Origin of the sequence: Nocardiopsis aegyptia, assembly GCF_013410755.1 — a bacterium.
GTDB classification, from domain to species: domain Bacteria; phylum Actinomycetota; class Actinomycetes; order Streptosporangiales; family Streptosporangiaceae; genus Nocardiopsis; species Nocardiopsis aegyptia.
Genome location: NZ_JACCFS010000001.1, coordinates 3,034,386 through 3,052,487, shown reverse-complemented (window position 1 = coordinate 3,052,487; position 18,102 = coordinate 3,034,386). Strand labels below are relative to the sequence as shown.

The window sequence follows — 18,102 nt, the reverse complement described above, 5'->3', positions numbered from 1 at the left end:
AAGTTGGAGTGATCGCTGAGCGATCGCCAACCAGGGCCGTGAACTGCGAAAACCATGAGAAGAGGACTGCCGATATGGCTATTCAGGGTGCGTTGCCGGTCGCGTTCGGGACGGTGTTCCCGCACGGTGCCTTCGCGCTGGGCGTGGAGGCGATCACGGACTTCGAGACCAAGCGCCCGCAGATGGACAAGGAGTCGGGGTTGCCGCTGTGGGCGGTGGACGTGATCGACGCCGACCCGGAAGCGCGAGGCAAAGCCAAGTCGGTGAAGGTCAAGGTCGCCGCCGAGGTGTGCCCGACCCTGCCCGACGAGGTCCCCGGGCTGCCGTTCCGGCCGGTCGAGTTCGAGGCGATGGCGGTCATGCCCTACGTCGACGACAACGGCCGCCGCCCCCGGGTGGCGTACTCGCTGCGGGCCCGTGGCGTGAAGGCTCCCAGCGGCGCTTCTGGTGGTCGTCGCGGCCCGGCCAAGGAAGCCGCCTGATCCGCACATGAGTCGGGGCGGCCTGGTGCTGCAACACCGTCGGCCGCCCCTTCCACCCCTCCGGTTACCTGTGAAAGCTCCGCGAAGAGGTGTCTTCAGTATGTCCGATTACCCCACCGACCTGTCCGGCCTGACCGGTCCGCAGTTGGTCCGGCTGTTCCTGGACGCGGTCGACTCCCACCCTTCTACCGACTCCGACCGTGCGGCGTTCTTTGACTTCAAGGCGCGCCTGTTCACGGTCCTGGCCCAGGACGGCAACCCGGACGCGGCCGAGGTCGCGGACCGCGCCCGCCTGATGCGTGACCGGATCGTGGCCCGGATCGACTCCGTGGGTGGGGGTGAGCGGTGATGGCGAAGGTCGGTACTCCGCAGACCTCCCCGACGCTGCCGACTCCCGCGCAGGGTGTGCGGTGGACGACCCCGATTGTCGAGACGCCGGGCATCGTCGTCCTGGGCTCCTGGATCTGGCGGTTGACCCGGTTCCTGGTCACCCTGCCGTTCCGCTTCCCGGTCCTCGTCGCTACTGCCTCGGTGTCGTTCGCCGTCTGGTGGTGGCTGGACTGGCCCGGCCTGGCCGGACTCTGGGGGATAGCTGCGGTGGCGTCGCTGGTGTGGTGGCGTACCTGGCCCGACTCCTACCGCCGCTGTGTGCCTCTGCGCCTGCTGGCGTGGTGGCGGCACGTGTTCGTCTACCGCCGCCACTGGCAACCCGTGCTGGTGATCTCCGGGCTGGCCGAGTCCTACCAGGAACGCCGCTACCTTCCGCGCATCCGGCGTGTGGTCTGCTCGGAATGGGCCGACCGGGTCCGGGTCTCCCTCGTCGCCGGGACGTCTCCTGCGGAGTTTGAGACGCGGGTGGCCGAGCTGGCTCACGGGTTCGGTGCCCCGTCCTGCCGTGTGGTGGTGGAGGGGCCGCGCAGGATCACTCTGGAGTTCCCCCGGCACGACACCCTCGCCGAACCCGTCCCCGCCCTGGACCTGCCGGACCGGGTCGACCTGGGGGCGCTGCCTGTGGGGGCGTGTGAGGACGGCTCCGAATGGCGGCTGCGGCTGCACGGCACGCATGTCCTGGTGGCCGGGGTGACCGGTGCGGGCAAGGGATCGGTGATCTGGTCCGCTATCCGAGCCATGTTGCCTGCGATCGACTCCGGTACGGCGCAGGTGTGGGCGATCGACCCCAAACGCATGGAGCTGTCCTACGGGCGCTCCCTGTTCGCCCAGTACGCGGACACCGGGGAAGCCGCTGTGGCGGTGCTGGAAGCCGCCGTGGAACGGATGCAGGACCGAGCGGCCAGGTACGCGGGCAAGCGGCGTTCGCACACGCCCACTACGGAAGACCCGTTCGTCTTGGTGGTCCTTGACGAAGTGGCGTTTCTGACCGCCTACCACCCGGACCGGGACATCCGGAAGCGCTCCGAGAACGCCATCGCCACCCTGACCTCGCAGGGGCGTTCGGTCGGCTTCGCCGTCTTGGCCGCACTCCAGGACCCGCGCAAGGAGGTCATGAACCTTCGGAACCTCTTCCCGGACAAGGTCGCCCTTCGCCTCGATGAGGCGTCCCAAGTCGACATGATCCTCGGCGAGGGTGCCCGCGACCGTGGAGCGAACGCCCATCTGATCGACCCCACCTTCCCCGGTGTGGGCTATGTGCGGATGGAGACCTCACCGGCCCCGGTACGGGTGCGCGCCGCCTACGTCTCTGACGAGAACATCACGGCCATGACCGAGGTCTACGGCTTGGAGGAGGCCTGATGCCTACACCCACGGGGAAGAGCACTCGGGCTGAGCGGCTGGCGCAACCACTGGCCCGGGAGGTCGCCGAACAGGTCGCCGCCGACCACGGGGTGTGCATCCGTCCCGTCTCCCTCCGGCGGACCGACATCGCCACGGGCCGGACCGAGGTGATCGATGTTCCGTGCGGGTCCACGCTTGAGTCTCGTTGTCCGGCCTGTGCGAAGCGCAAGAGGTCTCTGCGACGGACGCAGTGCGAAGAGGGTTGGCACTTGGCGGAGGAACCCGTGGTTCAGCCGGATCCGCCCTCCGAGGAACAGCGCGGGTGGGTGGAACAGCGGGCGACTGTCACCGCCGAACGGGACCGCCTCGCCTCCACGGGGGCGGCGTCGGCTGAGGAGCTGGCGCGGCTGGATGCGGTGATCGCTGATCTGGATGAGGAGATCACGGCGTCGGGGCTGCGGGGGTCGGTGACCCGCTCGGCCGACTCTTCTTCGTCGGGGTCGCGCCGGGTGCGCTCGACCAAGCGCCGGCAGGACGTCCCGGACCTTCCCAAGCGACCGATGACCAGGAAGACGGTCGGGCGGGCCTTCACCGATCCTGCTTCGGGCAAGGTGTTCCGGCCCTCGCTGTTCATCACGCTCACGCTCGACTCGTACGGGCGGGTGCGGTCGGACGGGACCCCGGTGGACTTCTCGACCTACGACTACCGGCGGGCGGCGCGGGACGCGCTGCACTTCTCCAAGCTCGTGGACCGGTTCGTGCAGAACCTTCGGCGGGTGGCCGGGTTCGATGTGCAGTACTTCGCGGCCGTGGAACCGCAACGGCGTCTGGCTCCGCACCTGCACATGGCTACGCGGGGCACGATGCCGCGTGCTGAGCTGCGCCAGATCGCAGCGGCGACGTACCACCAGGTGTGGTGGCCGCGTGCCGACACGGTCCGCTTCGAGGGCGATCACCTGCCGGTGTGGGACGAATCCGCGGAGACTTTCCTTGATCCCACCACGGGGGAGGTGCTGCTTACGTGGGACGAGGCGTTGGACGCCCTGGACGAGGACCCCGATGCCGAACCCCATCACGTGGCGCGGTTCGGCCGCCAGCTGGACGCCAAAGGGGTGGTCGCGGGCTCCGCTGACGCTGACCGGTGTGTCCGGTACCTGGCCAAGTACCTGACCAAGGACATCGCCGAGTGCCACGCCGCCGAGACGGTTCGCCAGGAACAGCACGTAGACCGCCTCCTGGACGCGCTGCGCTTCGAGCCGTGCTCGCCCCGGTGCTCGAACTGGCTCCGGTACGGGATCCAGCCTGAGAACGCCAAGGCGGGGATGCGTCCGGGATTCTGCCGGTCCAAGGCACACCGCCGTGAGTACCTGGGTTATGCGGGCCGTCGGGTCCTGGTCTCCCGGAAGTGGTCGGGCAAGACCCTGGCTGATCACAAAGCGGACCGGCTGGCCTGGGTTCTGGACGCCCTGGGCATCGACCCCACCGACGACGGCCAGGGCGACGAGGACAACCCTCGTCCTCCTGTCCTGGCGTCAGTCGCATCGGGCTCCTTCGCCTGGGAGCTGGCCCGGCCCACTGACCCGGACGTCGCTCCTCGCGAACAACGCCTCCTCCGGGCCGTGGGCGAGGCACTCAAACGCCGTTCCCAACTCGACGCGGCACGTACCTCCGAACGTTCGGCAACGGAAAGGGCTGCCTGATGGCAACCGAGAAGACTCGTCCGACCGGCCGTCTGCTGACCGTGACGCAAGCGGCCGAACTCCTCAACACCTCCGAGCGCTACCCCCGTCGTCTGATCGAGGAGCGGCGCATCACCTTCGTCAAGGTCGGTCGTCACGTGCGCATCCCTGAGTCGGCTCTGGACGAGTTCATCACTGCTGGGACCTTCGAGCCGGTTCGGCTGCGTGCGGGCAGGGTGGCGTGATGGCGGGGGAGAAGAAGCGCGATTTCGGCAATGTCCGCAAGCTCGCGTCCGGCCGCTTCCAGGTTCGGTATCGAGGGCCTGACGGACGGCTGCGCCCGGCTCCGCACACCTTCGACACCAAGAGGGCGGCGCAGCGCTGGCTCAAGCTCAAGGATGCCGAGATCGCCCAGGGAGACTGGTTCGATCCGGAGGCCGGCGCGTGCTCCTTCGGTGAGTACGCGGCCGAGTGGGTGAAGGACCGAGACCTCACGCGCAAGACCCGGCGGACCTATGAGGATCTGCTGCGGCTCCACCTCAACCCCACGTTCGGCGACATGTACCTGAACGCGATCAAGACCGCTGACGTCCGGCGATGGCGGGCGGCTCGCCTGCGGCGGAAGAAGGGCAAGGGACAGGTTCCCAAGGCGTACCGACTCATGCACGCAGTCCTGAACACCGCCGTCGCGGACAAGCTGATTCGGGAGAACCCGTGCCAGATCGAGGGCGCGGGTCTGGAGCACAGCGAGGAACGTCCGGTGCTGTCCGTCGCCGAGGTGTTCAAGCTGGCTGACGCCATCAAGCCGAGATACCGGGCGCTCGTCCTGCTTGCGACGTTCGGCAACATGCGCTGGGGCGAACTGGCTGGGCTTCGTCGGCGGAACCTTGACCTCGACAAGCGGACGGTGCGGATCCGCGAGACGGTGACCGACGTGGGCGGCCTCTACCAGGGCAAGCCCAAGTCCAAGGCGGGCTACCGCGTGGTGTCCCTTCCCGAACTGATCATGGCGGACCTGCGGGAGCACGTGGAGACGTACGCGGCCCCGGGGCCGGACGGCTTCGTGTTCGTCGGTGTGCGGGGCAATCAGCTTCGCCGGGGCAACTTCTCGAAGTACTGGGCGGATGCCTGTGACGCCGTGGGCCTGGAGGACGTCCACCTTCACGACCTTCGGCACACGGGCAACACCTACGCGGCTGAGGCGGGGGCGTCCCTGCGGGAGCTGATGAAGCGTATGGGGCACTCCAGTTCCAAGGCGGCCCTGATCTATCTGCACGCTCGGGAGGAACGGGAGCGGGAGATCGCTGACCGCCTGGGGGAGCGGGTCACAGAGGAGCTGAGGGGGAAGCGGAACGACTCCGACGGCGGCGATGACCCGCCGCTGCCCGGGGCTCCAGTCTGAGGCTCCATGACGCGCGTGTGGCACGTATGTGGCACGGCGACCGGGACGGACCCCCGGAAAGCAGTTCGGCCAGGTGTTCGGAAAACCCCGAACTACCTGGCCTTGTTCATTCGTGGAGCGGATGACGGGAATCGAACCCGCGTTATCAGCTTGGGAAGCTGAAGTTCTACCATTGAACTACATCCGCGCGGCCTACCGACGGTGCGGCTGGCAACGCATGTCATCCTAGCCCAACTCCGGGCCTCCTGGGCAAGTCGGCGCGGGGCACCGCTTCCGCGCCTCCCCCGCGCGCTCGCGCGACCGACCCACAACAGGGTGTTCTCGCAGGCGGTAAGTTCGGAGCGTGCTGCTCTCCGATCGCGACATCAGGTCCCACATCGACTCCGGACGTGTCCGGATCGACCCCTTCGACCCCGGGTTGGTCCAGCCGTCGAGCATCGACGTTCGACTGGACCGCTTCTTCCGGGTGTTCGAGAACCACAAGTACCCCCACATCGACCCCTCGGTCGAACAGCCCGACCTGACGCGGTTGGTCGAGACCGACGGGGACGAGGCCTTCATCCTCCATCCCGGCGAGTTCGTCCTGGCGTCCACCTACGAGGTGGTCAGCCTTCCCGACGACATCGCCAGCCGGCTGGAGGGCAAGAGCTCCCTCGGGCGGCTCGGCTTGCTCACCCACTCCACCGCCGGGTTCATCGATCCCGGCTTCTCCGGGCACGTGACCCTGGAACTGTCCAACGTGGCCACGCTCCCGATCAAGCTCTACCCCGGGATGAAGATCGGCCAGCTTTGCATGTTCAAGCTGTCCTCCCCGGCCGAGCACCCCTACGGCTCCGCCGGCTACGGGTCCCGCTACCAGGGACAACGCGGTCCGACGCCCTCGCGGTCGCACCTGAACTTCAGTCGGAAGAGCGTCGCCGCGCGCACGGACTGAGGTCTGGAGCCCGAGCGGTCCTTACGGTATGGTCATGCGTTGACACGTTCTGTCCCTCCGTGTGCCCGTTTCACGATTGTGACCTGGTTAACCCTGGAATCGCCTGTGGTATAGATCACAAAACGGCGTTTTCGAGTCCCGGCATCCGGTGTTACAAGTCGACGGACGCTTCTTATGGCGAGTAAACCTGTTATCTGCTAGTGACATTGCGTCTGACCTGTGGGTTCTCATCTCGGTAAGGTGGCGCCCCGACGTGAACCAGGTAGCGGTCCCGCCCCGAACCGGGGCGCGCCAGGGGGCTCTGCGCACACCGCTCACCTGAGACATCCGCGGGTAGCAATGGGGCTAAGGGTCGCCCTGCTGTGTCCCGCGGCCGGGACAGCCCCATAGAGGAGACCGTGCCAGCAGTACGCGCAGACAACCTGTACAAGGTGTTCGGACGACAGTCGGCTGCCGCCGTCGAGCGCCTCGCCGACGGCAGCCACCGGGACACCATCGCCGACCTCGACGTGACGGCCGCCGTCATCGACGTCTCGTTCGAGGTCGAACCGGGCGAAATCTTCGTCGTCATGGGCCTCTCCGGATCAGGCAAGTCCACGCTGATCCGCATGCTCAACGGCCTCTTGGACCCCACCGCGGGAACGGTCGAGGTCGACGGCGTCAACATCACCGACCTGAGCAAGAAGGACCTTCTCAAGCTCCGCGGCGAGAAGGTCAGCATGGTCTTCCAGCACTTCGCGCTCCTGCCGCACCGGACGGTGCTGGAGAACGCCGCCTACGGTCTGGAGCTGCGCGGCCTGACGCGCGCCGACCGCGAGGCCAAGGCGCGGGAGACCCTGGAGCTCGTGGGCCTCGGCGGTTGGGAGGACAAGCTCCCCGAACAGCTCTCCGGCGGCATGCAGCAGCGCGTCGGCCTGGCCCGCGCACTCGCCGCCGACACCGAGATCATCCTCATGGACGAGGCCTTCAGCGCGCTGGACCCGCTGATCCGCCGCGACATGCAGACCCAGCTCCTGGAACTCCAGGCGAGCCTGGGCAAGACCATCATCTTCATCACGCACGACCTCAACGAGGCCATGCGCCTCGGTGACCGCATCTGCGTGCTGCGCGACGGCCGGGTCGCCCAGGTCGGGACCGCGCAGGACATCCTCAGCGATCCCGCCAACGACTACGTCGAGCGCTTCACCGAGGACGTGGACCGCACGCGTGTGCTGACCGCGACCTCGGCGCTGGACCCCGAGGTCACCCCGGACGCCGGTCTCGCGCAGGTCAGCGCCGACACACCGATCGCCGACCTGTACGCCGAGATGGCCACGGCCGACCGCCTGCGGGTGGTCGACGCGGACGGCACCGTGCTCGGGGCGGTGACGCGCGCCTCCGTGCTCGCGGCCCTCTCGTCCGGGAAGGAGACCTCGTGACACCGATCGACTTTCCGCCCACCCTGCCGCTCGGCGCCGGTTTCGAGGCGTTCAACGAGTGGCTGAAGAGCAACTTCGCCTGGTTCTTCGACGCGGTCGGCGCCTTCATCAGCTGGGCTGTGGAAGCCCTGTCGGGCTTCTTCGTCGAGCCCGCGGCCGGCCAACTGGCCTTCATCGCCGCGGTGATCATCGCCGTTCCGCTGCTGCGGACGCGCCGCGTCCCGCTGGTGTCGATCGTGGGAGCGGTCTCACTGCTCTACGTGCTGCAGTGGCTGTTCCTCTTCGGCAACGTGATCATCAACAGCCTGCCGCCGCAGCTGTTCCTGTGGGCGATGGCGCTGTTCGACCAGGACGGTGTCGACGCCTACTTCTGCATCTCGCTGCTGTTCCTGGCCGCGGTCACGGTGCTTGGCGCGATGGACGCCCGGACCCGTCTGCGCACGGCGGTGGTCTCCGGCGGCTGGCTCGTCGCGGTCCTGCTGGGCTGGCTCGTCCTGCCCATGCTGGTGGTCGCGCCGCTGTCGCTGCTCATGATCCTGCTGCTCAGCCTGCTCGCGCACACCGTCGCCGGCTGGCGGATGGGCGTCTTCGCCCTCATCGCGCTGACCGTGGTCGCCTCGGTGAACCAGTGGGCCAACGCCATGGACACCCTGGGCCTGGTGCTCGTCGCCAGCCTCGTCGCGGTGGCCATCGCGATCCCGATCGGCGTCCTGGCCGCCTACAACAGCACGGTCAGCAAGATCGCCAAGCCGGTCCTCGACCTCATGCAGACGATGCCGGCGTTCGTCTACCTGATCCCGGCGATCTTCTTCTTCTCCATCGGCGCCGTGCCCGGTGTCGTCGCCACCATCGTGTTCGCGATGCCGCCCGGTGTGCGCCTGACCGAACTCGGCATCCGGCAGGTCGACAAGGAGCTGGTGGAGGCGGGTGAGGCCTTCGGCGCGTCCACGCGAAGGATCCTCACCGGTATCCAGCTGCCCCTCGCCCTGCCGACGATCATGGCCGGCGTCAACCAGGTGATCATGCTCAGCCTGTCGATGGTCGTCATCGCGGGCATGGTCGGCGCCGGCGGCCTGGGCAACCAGGTCTACCAGGGCATCTCCCGCAACGACGGTGCCCTGGGCTTCGAGGCCGGCATCGCGGTCGTCATCCTGGCGATCTTCCTCGACCGGCTGACCGCGGCGGTCAGCAGCAACTCCCCGCAGGCGCGTGCCGGTAACTCCGCTTCGTGATGCGGCCGGACAAGATCGAACAAGAATCCCCGACGGAAGAGTGAGGAACCATGAACAAGCGTTTCGCGAGTTTCGCGGCCCTCGGCCTGAGCAGCGTGCTGATGCTGACCGCCTGCGGCAACGACGGGGGTAGCGGCCTGGCCGAAGGCCCCGAGGAGGAAGAGGGCGCCGGCGGCGGCGAGATCAACATCGCCCTCATCCCCTGGGAGGAGGACATCGCCGCCACGAACATGTGGAAGGTCCTCCTGGAGGAGAAGGGCTACGACGTCACGGTCACCGATCTGGACGTGGCCCCGGTCTTCCAGGGCGCGGCCAACGGCGACGTCGACCTGTTCCTGGACACCTGGCTGCCGGTGACGCACGCCGACTACTGGGACGAGTACGGGGATCAGCTGGAGGACCTCGGCGCCTGGTACGACAACGCCAAGCTCACGCTGACGGTGCCCACCTACATGGAGGACGTCAACAGCATCGAGGACCTCCCCGACGTGGCCGGGGACCTCGACAACCGCATCGTCGGTATCGAGTCCGGCTCCGGCCTGGTGCGCGTCACCAAGGAGGAGGCGATGCCGGGCTACGGGCTCGACGAGGACTTCGAGCTGATCGAGTCCTCCACGTCCGCCATGCTCGCCGAGCTCGACTCCGCCTACCAGGAGGAGGAGCCGATCGTCGTCACCCTGTGGCGGCCGCACATCGCCTACTCCCAGTACGACCTCAAGGACCTCGAGGACCCCGAGGGCCTCATGGGCGACGCGGAGACCGTGCACTCGATCGGCCGTGAGGGCTTCGCGGAGGACTTCCCCGAGGTCGCCGAGTGGCTGGGCGACTTCACCATGTCCGACGAGGAGCTCGGCGCCCTGGAGGTCGCGACGCTGGAGGACTACGAGGACGACCCGGAGGAGGGCGCCCGCGTGTGGCTGTCGGAGAACCCGGAGTTCGTCGAGCGCACCCTGGGTGAGGCCGCCGAGGGCGTGGAGTTCTAGCAGAGGATCCGACCGCGTGTCGTGACCGACGTGAACGGGCCGTCTCCCCGCAGGGAGACGGCCCGTTCGTCATGCGTGGGGCACGTGTGCCTCAGGGGGCGTAGTAGCCGCCCTGGGCTCCGGTGTTCCACTGGTTGATCTGGCGCGGCTTCTCGCGTCGGGGCAGCAGGTAGGCCGCGAGCAGGCCGCCCATGAACCCGAACAGGTGGGCCTGCCAGGAGACGCCGGGGTACTGGGGCAGGACACCCCAGATCATCGTGCCGTAGAAGATGATCACGCAGATCATGATGACGATGTCGACGGTCTTGCGCTCGATGATGCCGCGCAGGACGGTGTAGCCGAAGTAGCCGAAGACGAGGCCGCTGGCGCCGACCGTGATCGACGGGGGAGCGGTGAACAGCCACACGCCCACGCCGCTGACGACGGTCACGATCAGGGTGGTCAGCAGGAACCGGCTGAGGCCGCTGAAGGCGACGAGCGACCCGAGGACCAGGAACGGCAGCGAGTTGCCGATCAGGTGGGCGAGGTTGCCGTGCATCAGGGGCGCGGTGAGCAGGGTCCAGGGCGCGTCGATGTCCCACGAACGCAGGCCGAACTCGCTGTCGAGTCCGCCGCGCAGCGCGAAGCTGTCGACGATCTCGAGGACCCACATGGCCGCGAGCATCGCCGCGACGGTGAGGATGGCGGTGATTCTGGAGCGGTTCACGACTTCGAGGGTAGAGGACCCGACCTTGTGTCGGTATGTACGTGGGGCGTGTGGGGCGGATTTGTCCGATGTGATGCGTGTGCGGTGGACTCGCCGGGGATGATCCCCTCGTCGGACGCCGAGTTTCGGACGCGATCGTGGTGGCTCACCAGTGACCGAAAAGGAGAGCGGCGCGGTCCGGCCTCCGTCACCTGGCCGGACGAGGGCTTGCTCGGGGGACTCGGTACTGCCGTGAGTGCGCGACGAGGCGGGGAGTACGGGCCGCAGAGGGCGTGAGGGGGAGATCGGCCCGCGGACGGCGGCGCGGACCGGTAGTGCGGGCTTTCCGGCGTTCCTGCCCCACGGAGTCGTGCGGGCCGAATCGCCCCGTCCGGCTCAGGCGGAGAGCGAGCGCTTGCGCGGGGGGATGCCGGCCATCGCCATGAAGGACTCGACCTTGGCGGGCTTGGTCATGCCGGTCAGCGGCAGGTAGGTGCGCGAGGACCGACGGCTCTGGAGCGAGGGGAAGCGCTTGGGGCGGCCCGCCGTGTCGCAGAGCCCCAGGGAGCGGATGCGGCCGGGCAGCACGTAGTACGAACCGATGTCGTGGAAGGGGACGCTCACGACGTACCGGCCGCGCTCGTAGCGGAACTCGCCGTCGGAGACCTCCAGCACGGGGACCTTGATCAGGTGTCCGTGGACCGCGAGGGCGGCGCCGATGACGGCGGTCAGTACGCCGAGCGTGATGTTGGCCCAGTGCGTGGGATCGACCGCGATGGCCACGATTCCCAGGGCCACCAGTGCGTAGCCAGCCCACAACTCCACGTGTTTGCGGCCCGCGGGGCAGACCAGGCGGACTGTATCGGACACAGAACATGCCTCTCTCGTGGAGATCTCACGGGGGCGGCGGCTGTCGCCGTTGGAAACCCTATCGGCTCCGGGGGAGCGGCTGCGTGGTTTCGGACAGGTCGATGCCCGTGGGGCCATGCGTGGTGTGTGCTGATTTAAGTCCTATGTCCTGATTGTCGCATAATTCTGATTATCATCCGGAGATCCCATCTATTCGGATCCCGCCGGGGGTGTCCTCCGGGGGTTCTCCGAGGGCTTCGGGGCGGCCTGCTCGATGGCGGGAGAGTCGCGTTCTGTTCGTGTATGAAACGTCATGTTTGTCATTGTATGTCCGTTTCGCTCTGTGTAGTGATATGGACGGCGTTTGTAGTTAAACGGCGTTTACTTTTTCGGATGTTCTTCCGGTGTCTCGGATGGGTATGCCTGCTAATTCTGGCGCGGCCGAATCCAGGAGCGGTGGGCGGACCATTTGTGGCGGCCGTGACCTGCGCGGACGCGCGTTCCCCCTTCGTGTGACGAATGGGTGTAGGCCGTGTGAAGTACGCGGGCTCCGATGGCGGCGAACCGGTTGCGGCTCGGTCACGAATCTGGCAGTGGGGCTATACAGACATTTCACTCACTGGTCTTCTAGAGCACTAATCGCCTAAGTTCGGCGGGTATGCGCGAACCAGGCAATCTGCGCGCGTTGGCTGCGATAAGTGATCAAGGGTGTAACTGATGCACAAACGAAGGAAACTCCTGGCGCTCGGCGCGGCGGGTGCCTCCGCGATGATGGTGCTGACCGCGTGTTCGGGCGGCGGCGGCGAGGAGACGGAGGGCGAGCGGGAGGTCACCTGGGTGATCAACAGCATTCCCGCCGCGTGGGCGAGCATCAGCTCAGCCGGAGGCAGCGTCTACACCATCCAGACGCTCTCCGGTGTGCTCCCCTACACCGGTCAGTGGCAGCCGGACGGCACCTACGAGTACAACATGGACGTCCTCGCCGAGGAGCCCACGCTCATCAACGACGACCTCGACGAGGGGCCGTTCCAGTACAGCTTCACCCTCGCCGACGACGCGGTCTGGAGCGACGGCGAGCCGATGACCGGCGAGGACATCCGCGTCAGCGTGATGATGTCCGCCTCCCCGGACGCGGGATACTGCACCACCTGTGACTCCAGGGGCGGCACCACCGCCGACATGGTCGAGGAGATGGAGGTCGACGGCAAGACCATCACCTTCACCCTCAAGGAGGGCCTGGCCGACGCCGAGTGGATGAGCCAGGTCGACGCCCACAGCACGGGCGGCGGCTTCTACCCGGCCCACCTGGCCGAGGAGAACGGCTGGGACGTCGACGACCCCGACGAGCTGGGCGAGTACTTCACCTGGTTGCACGAGACCCGGCCCGAGTGGTCCGGCGGTCCGTACATGATCACCGACGGCGACCTGGAGAACCAGGTCGTCAAGGAGCCCAACCCCGAGTGGTGGGGCGAGGCTCCCCAGCTCGACCGCATCATCATGCCGTTCAACACCGACGAGAGCACCTTCGTCAACGCCATCAACAACGGCGAGATCGACGGCGCCAACCCGGCCCAGTACTCCGGGGACGTCATGCAGGAGCTCGAAGGGCTCCCGCAGGTGACCCTGTCCGTCGGTGAGGGCAACATCTGGGAGCACGTCGACCTCAACCTCGAGAACGAGTGGCTCGAGGACACCGAACTGCGCCGCGCGATCTTCACCGCGATCGACCGCGACGACATCGCCAACCGCAACTTCGGCGCCGGGTACCCCGAGTACGAGCTGAAGAACAACCACATCTTCGGCAACGACAGCCCTCACTTCACCGACGTCATCAGTGACTCCGGCCAGGGCTCCGGCGACACCGACGCCGCGATCGAGATCCTCGAGGAAGCCGGCTACGAACTGGACGGCGACACCCTCATGCTGGACGGCGAGCAGGTCGGTCCGCTCCGGCTGCGCGCCACCGACACCCAGACCCGCAGCACGTCGCTGCAGCTCATCCAGGCCCACCTCGCCGAGATCGGCATCGAGGCCGAGATCGAGGTGATCGACGACCTGGGCGGCGTCCTGGCGGAGCAGGACTACGACATCATCCAGTTCGGCTGGAGCGGCACCCCGTACTTCACCACCAGCCCCGAGCAGTACTGGCACAGCGAGAGCGGGAGCAACTTCGGCAAGCTCTCGAACGAGGAGATCGACGAGCTCGTCGAGGCCGTCGGGGGCGCTTCGAGCCAGGAAGAGGCCGCGGAGTACGCCAACGAGGCCGCCTCCCTGGTGGTCGACGAGGCCTACGTCCTCCCGATCATGCACGAGCCCAACTACTTCTTCGTGAACGACCGGGTCGCGAACATCGAGGACAACCTCCAGTCCAGCTACCGCGCCACCTACAACATCGGTGAGTGGGCCCTCGCCGAGTAATTCGGCGCAGGTCCCGGGCCCGGGCACAGGACATCCTCCCGTGCCCGGGCCGGTCCTCGTTCACCCCTGAAGGATCACACCATGCTCGTTTACACGGTGCGGCGCGTCCTGGGCGCGATACCCGTCCTGTTCCTCGCCTCCGTCCTCACCTTCGTCCTCATCGACGTGTCGGGGGACCCGCTCTCCGACCTGCGGATGCAGCAACCGCCCCCCGACCCCTCCGTCATCGAACTCCAGGAGGAACGCCTCTACCTCGACCGGTCGATGCCCGAGCGCTACTGGCTCTGGATGACCGGCATCGGGGGCAACGGTGACATCGGCCTCCTCCAGGGCGAGTTCGGCCCCTCCACGCAGAGCGCCACCTACGACATCGGCGAGAACATCGCCGAACGCCTGGGCGTCACGCTGCGGCTGGTGACGGCGGCCATGGTCTTCGCGCTCGGGCTGGCGGTCCTGTCCGGCGTGATCAGCGCCATGCGCCAGTACTCCAAACTCGACTACACCCTGACCTTCGTGGGCTTCCTGGCCCTGGCCATGCCGACCTTCTGGTTCGCCGGGATCATGCAGCAGGCCGGGGTGGGCTTCAACGAACTCGTCGGGTCGCAGGTCTTCGCGACCATCGGCGACGGGACCTACCAGGCCCAGGGACTCGACGCCTGGGGGCGGTTCACCAACGCGCTCGCCTACATGACGCTCCCCACGATCGTGCTCATGCTGACGAGCTTCGCCGCGTGGAGCCGGTACCAGAGAACCTCGATGCTGGAGGTGCTCAACAGCGACTACGTGCGCCTGGCCCGCGCCAAGGGACTGCCCAATCGCGTCGTCATCCGGCGGCACGCCCTGCGCACGGCCCTCATCCCCCTGACGACCGTGGTCGCGGTGGGCATGGCCGGGATCATCGACGGCACGGTCCTCACCGAACGCGTCTTCCAGTGGCGCGGCCTCGGAGAGTTCTTCATCGCCGCGGTGGAGGCCAACGACTCGTTCGCGCTCATGGCGTGGCTGATGCTCAGCGGCACCGCAGTCATCGTCGCCAACCTCATCGCCGACCTGTTGTACGGCGTGCTCGACCCGAGGATCCGCTTTGAGTGAGAACAAGGCGCCCACCGCCAGTCCCCGCACCGACGCCGAGAGTGTCGGCGGCGCCGAGCGCACGCAACTGCAGATGATCACCCGCCGGTTCCTGCGGCACCGCCCGGCGATGATCAGCCTCGTCCTGCTCGGCGTCATCACGCTCGCCGCCTTCCTCGGGCCCTACGTGTGGACCTGGGACCACCTGGTCCACCGGGAGATCCCGCCGAGCGTCCCGCCCAACGCGGACCACCCCTTCGGTACGACGACGGCCGGGCACGACGTGCTGGGCCAGCTCATGCGCGGCACCCAGCAGACCCTGAAGGTCGCGTTCACGGTCTCCGTCCTCGGAACGGTGGTCGGCTCCCTGTGGGGCGCCACCGCCGGCTACTACGGCGGCCGGGTCGACGCCCTCATGATGCGCGTGGTGGACGTGTTCATGATCGTGCCGCTGCTGGTCATGGTCGCGGCCATCGCGGGCAGCGTTCGCGGCGGCACCACCTGGTACGCGGTCGCGCTGATCATCGCGATGTTCTCCTGGGCGCAGATCGCCCGCGTGGTCCGCGGGGTCGTGCTGTCCTTGCGCGAACAGGAGTTCGTGGAGGCCGCCAGGGCGGCCGGGGCCTCACCCGGCTGGATCATCGTCCGCCACCTGCTGCCCAACGCCGCCGGCCCGATCATCGTCGCGGCCACACTGCTGGTCGCCGTGGCGATCCTGCTGGAGGCGGGGATGTCCTTCCTCAACTTCGGCATCCAGCTCCCCGACATCTCGCTGGGGCAGATGATCGGCGAGGCGCGGACCGCCGCCTCCACGCGCCCCTGGCTCTTCTATCCGCCGGGCGTCCTCCTGGTGATCATCTGTCTGACGATCAACTTCATCGGCGACGGACTCCGTGACGCCCTGGACCCGCGACAGACGATGGGGCGGCGATGAACACGACCGATCACACGAGCGACGAGAACGACGAGAGAGCGGTCACCGTGGCACACGACGACGTGGTGCTGGAGGTCCGGGACCTCAGTGTCACCTTCCCCTCCGACGACGGGCCGCTGCACGCCGTGCGCGACGTCTCCTACGTCCTGCGCAGGGGTGAGGCCCTCGGCATCGTCGGGGAGTCGGGTTCCGGCAAGTCCGTCACCTCCATGGCGATCATGGGGCTGCTGCCCGCGAACGCGAAGGTGACGGGCTCGGCCAGTGTCCTGGGCGAGGAGATCGTCGGTCTCACCGACGCCCAGATCAGCAAGGTGCGCGGCAACCGGATCGCGATGATCTTCCAGGACCCGCTCACCTCGCTCAACCCGGTGTACACGGTGGGCTACCAGATCGCCGAAGCGGTTCTCGCCCACCGCAAGGTGACCAAGCAGGCCGCGATGGCCAGGGCCCTGGAACTGCTGGAGATCGTCGGTATCCCCAGCCCGCAGCAGCGACTGAAGCAGTATCCGCACGAGCTCTCGGGCGGCATGCGCCAGCGCGTGGTGATCGCCATCGCGATGGCCAACGAGCCGGACGTCATCATCGCCGACGAGCCGACGACCGCGCTCGACGTCACCGTGCAGGCCCAGGTCCTGGAGGCACTGGACCGGGCACGCCAGGAGACCGGGGCGGCCCTGGTCCTGATCACCCACGACCTGGGAGTCGTGGCCGGGCAGGTCGAACGCGTCGGTGTGATGTACGGCGGCCGCATGGTGGAGATGGGGCCGGTGGAGGAGGTGTTCTACCGGCCGCGGATGCCCTACGCCCTGGGCCTGCTCGGCTCGCTGCCCCGGATGGACGAGGACCGCAGCGATCGGCTCACGCCCATCATGGGCACCCCGCCGGCCCTGCTGGCGATGCCCCAGGGCTGTGCCTTCTCCCCACGCTGCCCCATGGCCAAGGAGATCTGCCATGAGGAGGAGCCCCTGCTGCTGGCCACCGACGAGCCAGGGGGACGCGTCCGGGTTCCGGCGAGCGACACCGCCGCGCACACCGCGGCGTGCCACTTCAGCGAAGAACTGGGGGAGTCCGCTCCGGAGGACCTGTTCCGGTCCTCCGGACCGCACGCGACGGAGGCGGACGAGTCGTCGGCGGCCGCCGGCGGGGAACGGGGCGGGGGCGAGGCCATCGTCTCCGTCACCGACCTGGTGAAGAACTTCCCGATCCACTCGAAGGGCCTGCTCAAGCGGCGGATCGGTGAGGTGCAGGCGGTTTCGGGGATCTCCCTGGAACTGCGGGAGCGGGAGACCCTGGCCCTGGTGGGCGAGTCCGGCTGCGGCAAGTCCACGACGGCGCGGCTGATCCTGCAGCTGATCAAGCAGAGCTCCGGCGAAGTGCACTACATGGGCAAGCCGCTGCACACGCTGTCCGCGCGTCAGATGCGCCCGTTGCGCCGTGATCTCCAACTCGTCTTCCAGGACCCGTTCGCCTCGCTGGACCCGAGGATGACGGTGGCCGACATCATCGCCGAGCCGATGCGCATCCACGGTGAACGGGGGCCGGACGCGCGCAAGCGGGTGAAGGACCTGCTGTCCCTGGTGGGCCTGAACGCCGAACACAGCTCGCGCTATCCGCACGAGTTCTCGGGCGGCCAGCGGCAGAGGATCGGCGTCGCGCGCGCCCTGGCTCTCAACCCCAAGGTGCTGATCCTGGACGAGCCGGTCTCGGCCCTGGACGTGTCCATCCAGGCGGGTGTGATCAACCTGCTGGAGGACCTCCAGACGGAGCTGGGGCTGTCGTACCTGTTCGTCTCGCACGACCTGTCCGTGGTCCGGCACATCGCCGACCGGGTTGCGGTGATGTACCTCGGCAAGATCGTGGAGACGGGGACGACGGCGGAGTTGTTCCGCGCGCCCGCGCACCCGTACACGCAGGCGCTGATCTCGGCGATTCCGCTTCCGGACCCGGTGAAGGAGCGGACGAGGGAGCGCATCATCGTGACCGGTGACGTTCCCAGCCCGTCCGACCCGCCGTCGGGGTGCCGGTTCCGGACCCGGTGCCCGAAGTTCGCGGGGCAGCTGAGCGAGTCGGAGCGCGTGCGGTGTGTGGAGGAGCCGCCGGAGCTGCTGGACCGGGGGACCGGGCACCAGGACGCCTGCCACTACTCGCAGGCGGTCGAGCTGATCTGAGCCGGCCGGCCCCGGGCGGGCCGTCGGGTGGCCGGGGCACGGGGAGGGCGCCGGGGGTGTGGGCCGAGGGGTCCGCGTCCCCGGCGCCGTCGTGTGCGGGGATGTGCGACGGG

General features: G+C 67.9%; 16 protein-coding genes and 1 tRNA gene. 14 read left to right on the top strand and 3 right to left on the bottom strand.

What is annotated here, in order from left to right; translation table 11 throughout:
• Nucleotides 1-74: 74 nt before the first annotated feature.
• The 6 genes from HNR10_RS13755 (at nucleotide 75) to HNR10_RS13730 (ending at nucleotide 5,297) form a co-directional block, all read left to right on the top strand.
• Entirely contained in the window at nucleotides 75-482 is a 408-nt protein-coding gene (locus tag HNR10_RS13755; RefSeq protein ID WP_179823751.1) for a plasmid replication, integration and excision activator, read from the top strand.
• 100 nt (nucleotides 483-582) lie between these two features.
• The gene (locus tag HNR10_RS13750; RefSeq protein WP_179823749.1) at nucleotides 583-831 is read left to right on the top strand and encodes a hypothetical protein; all 249 of its coding nucleotides are present in this window, start codon (nucleotides 583-585) and stop codon (nucleotides 829-831) included.
• On the top strand, nucleotides 831-2,234 hold the full coding sequence (locus tag HNR10_RS13745) for an FtsK/SpoIIIE domain-containing protein (RefSeq protein ID WP_179823747.1): 1,404 nt from the start codon (nucleotides 831-833) through the stop codon (nucleotides 2,232-2,234). Before HNR10_RS13750 ends, HNR10_RS13745 begins: the two co-directional genes overlap by 1 nt.
• The gene (locus HNR10_RS13740) at nucleotides 2,234-3,916 is read left to right on the top strand and encodes a replication initiator (RefSeq protein ID WP_179823744.1); all 1,683 of its coding nucleotides are present in this window, start codon (nucleotides 2,234-2,236) and stop codon (nucleotides 3,914-3,916) included. The genes HNR10_RS13745 and HNR10_RS13740 overlap by 1 nt, the downstream gene beginning before the upstream one ends.
• On the top strand, nucleotides 3,916-4,140 hold the full coding sequence (locus HNR10_RS13735) for a helix-turn-helix domain-containing protein (protein WP_179823742.1): 225 nt from the start codon (nucleotides 3,916-3,918) through the stop codon (nucleotides 4,138-4,140). Before HNR10_RS13740 ends, HNR10_RS13735 begins: the two co-directional genes overlap by 1 nt.
• Nucleotides 4,140-5,297: a tyrosine-type recombinase/integrase gene (locus HNR10_RS13730; RefSeq protein ID WP_179823740.1), complete on the top strand. Its 1,158-nt coding sequence runs from the start codon at nucleotides 4,140-4,142 to the stop codon at nucleotides 5,295-5,297. The genes HNR10_RS13735 and HNR10_RS13730 overlap by 1 nt, the downstream gene beginning before the upstream one ends.
• A gap of 113 nt (nucleotides 5,298-5,410) precedes the next feature.
• On the opposite strand, the gene HNR10_RS13725 is transcribed toward HNR10_RS13730, so the two are convergent.
• Nucleotides 5,411-5,484: transfer RNA gene (locus tag HNR10_RS13725), tRNA-Gly, on the bottom strand.
• Between the two features lie 156 nt (nucleotides 5,485-5,640).
• On the opposite strand from HNR10_RS13725, the gene dcd reads away from it, so the two are divergent.
• The 4 genes from dcd to HNR10_RS13705 all read left to right on the top strand — a co-directional run bounded on the left by dcd (nucleotide 5,641) and on the right by HNR10_RS13705 (nucleotide 9,864).
• Complete coding sequence (gene dcd, locus HNR10_RS13720; protein ID WP_179823738.1) at nucleotides 5,641-6,231, top strand: dCTP deaminase; 591 nt, start codon at nucleotides 5,641-5,643, stop codon at nucleotides 6,229-6,231.
• A 422-nt stretch (nucleotides 6,232-6,653) separates the two neighbouring features.
• Nucleotides 6,654-7,649 (top strand): quaternary amine ABC transporter ATP-binding protein, encoded by a 996-nt coding sequence (locus HNR10_RS13715; protein WP_179829722.1) that lies wholly within the window; start codon nucleotides 6,654-6,656, stop codon nucleotides 7,647-7,649.
• The gene (locus HNR10_RS13710) at nucleotides 7,646-8,881 is read left to right on the top strand and encodes an ABC transporter permease (protein ID WP_179823736.1); all 1,236 of its coding nucleotides are present in this window, start codon (nucleotides 7,646-7,648) and stop codon (nucleotides 8,879-8,881) included. Before HNR10_RS13715 ends, HNR10_RS13710 begins: the two co-directional genes overlap by 4 nt.
• Before the next feature lie 50 nt (nucleotides 8,882-8,931).
• Nucleotides 8,932-9,864 (top strand): glycine betaine ABC transporter substrate-binding protein, encoded by a 933-nt coding sequence (locus HNR10_RS13705; protein WP_179823734.1) that lies wholly within the window; start codon nucleotides 8,932-8,934, stop codon nucleotides 9,862-9,864.
• A gap of 91 nt (nucleotides 9,865-9,955) precedes the next feature.
• On the opposite strand, the gene HNR10_RS13700 is transcribed toward HNR10_RS13705, so the two are convergent.
• Together HNR10_RS13700 and HNR10_RS13695 are read right to left on the bottom strand one after the other, a co-directional pair.
• A complete protein-coding gene (locus HNR10_RS13700; protein WP_179823732.1) occupies nucleotides 9,956-10,570 on the bottom strand; it encodes a rhomboid family intramembrane serine protease in 615 nt (204 codons plus the stop codon).
• Nucleotides 10,571-10,945: 375 nt separating this feature from the next.
• Nucleotides 10,946-11,419: a hypothetical protein gene (locus tag HNR10_RS13695; RefSeq protein ID WP_179823731.1), complete on the bottom strand. Its 474-nt coding sequence runs from the start codon at nucleotides 11,417-11,419 to the stop codon at nucleotides 10,946-10,948.
• Between the two features lie 696 nt (nucleotides 11,420-12,115).
• On the opposite strand from HNR10_RS13695, the gene HNR10_RS13690 reads away from it, so the two are divergent.
• From HNR10_RS13690 to HNR10_RS13675, 4 genes are all read left to right on the top strand, one after another.
• A complete protein-coding gene (locus HNR10_RS13690) occupies nucleotides 12,116-13,816 on the top strand; it encodes an ABC transporter family substrate-binding protein (RefSeq protein ID WP_246406212.1) in 1,701 nt (566 codons plus the stop codon).
• 81 nt (nucleotides 13,817-13,897) lie between these two features.
• Nucleotides 13,898-14,908: an ABC transporter permease gene (locus HNR10_RS13685; RefSeq protein WP_179823729.1), complete on the top strand. Its 1,011-nt coding sequence runs from the start codon at nucleotides 13,898-13,900 to the stop codon at nucleotides 14,906-14,908.
• A complete protein-coding gene (locus HNR10_RS13680; RefSeq protein WP_179823726.1) occupies nucleotides 14,901-15,821 on the top strand; it encodes an ABC transporter permease in 921 nt (306 codons plus the stop codon). The genes HNR10_RS13685 and HNR10_RS13680 overlap by 8 nt, the downstream gene beginning before the upstream one ends.
• Entirely contained in the window at nucleotides 15,818-17,989 is a 2,172-nt protein-coding gene (locus HNR10_RS13675) for an ABC transporter ATP-binding protein (RefSeq protein WP_179823724.1), read from the top strand. Before HNR10_RS13680 ends, HNR10_RS13675 begins: the two co-directional genes overlap by 4 nt.
• Nucleotides 17,990-18,102: the final 113 nt, after the last annotated feature.

Excerpts from the sequence above, each read along its gene's own strand:
- HNR10_RS13755 (WP_179823751.1), top strand. The coding sequence starts at position 75 with ATGGCTATTCAGGGTGCGTTGCCGGTCGCGTTCGGGACGGTGTTCCCG.
- HNR10_RS13750 (WP_179823749.1), top strand. The coding sequence starts at position 583 with ATGTCCGATTACCCCACCGACCTGTCCGGCCTGACCGGTCCGCAGTTG.
- HNR10_RS13745 (WP_179823747.1), top strand. The coding sequence starts at position 831 with ATGGCGAAGGTCGGTACTCCGCAGACCTCCCCGACGCTGCCGACTCCC.
- HNR10_RS13740 (WP_179823744.1), top strand. The coding sequence starts at position 2,234 with ATGCCTACACCCACGGGGAAGAGCACTCGGGCTGAGCGGCTGGCGCAA.
- HNR10_RS13735 (WP_179823742.1), top strand. The coding sequence starts at position 3,916 with ATGGCAACCGAGAAGACTCGTCCGACCGGCCGTCTGCTGACCGTGACG.
- HNR10_RS13730 (WP_179823740.1), top strand. The coding sequence starts at position 4,140 with ATGGCGGGGGAGAAGAAGCGCGATTTCGGCAATGTCCGCAAGCTCGCG.
- HNR10_RS13705 (WP_179823734.1), top strand. The coding sequence starts at position 8,932 with ATGAACAAGCGTTTCGCGAGTTTCGCGGCCCTCGGCCTGAGCAGCGTG.
- HNR10_RS13690 (WP_246406212.1), top strand. The coding sequence starts at position 12,116 with ATGCACAAACGAAGGAAACTCCTGGCGCTCGGCGCGGCGGGTGCCTCC.
- HNR10_RS13685 (WP_179823729.1), top strand. The coding sequence starts at position 13,898 with ATGCTCGTTTACACGGTGCGGCGCGTCCTGGGCGCGATACCCGTCCTG.
- HNR10_RS13675 (WP_179823724.1), top strand. The coding sequence starts at position 15,818 with ATGAACACGACCGATCACACGAGCGACGAGAACGACGAGAGAGCGGTC.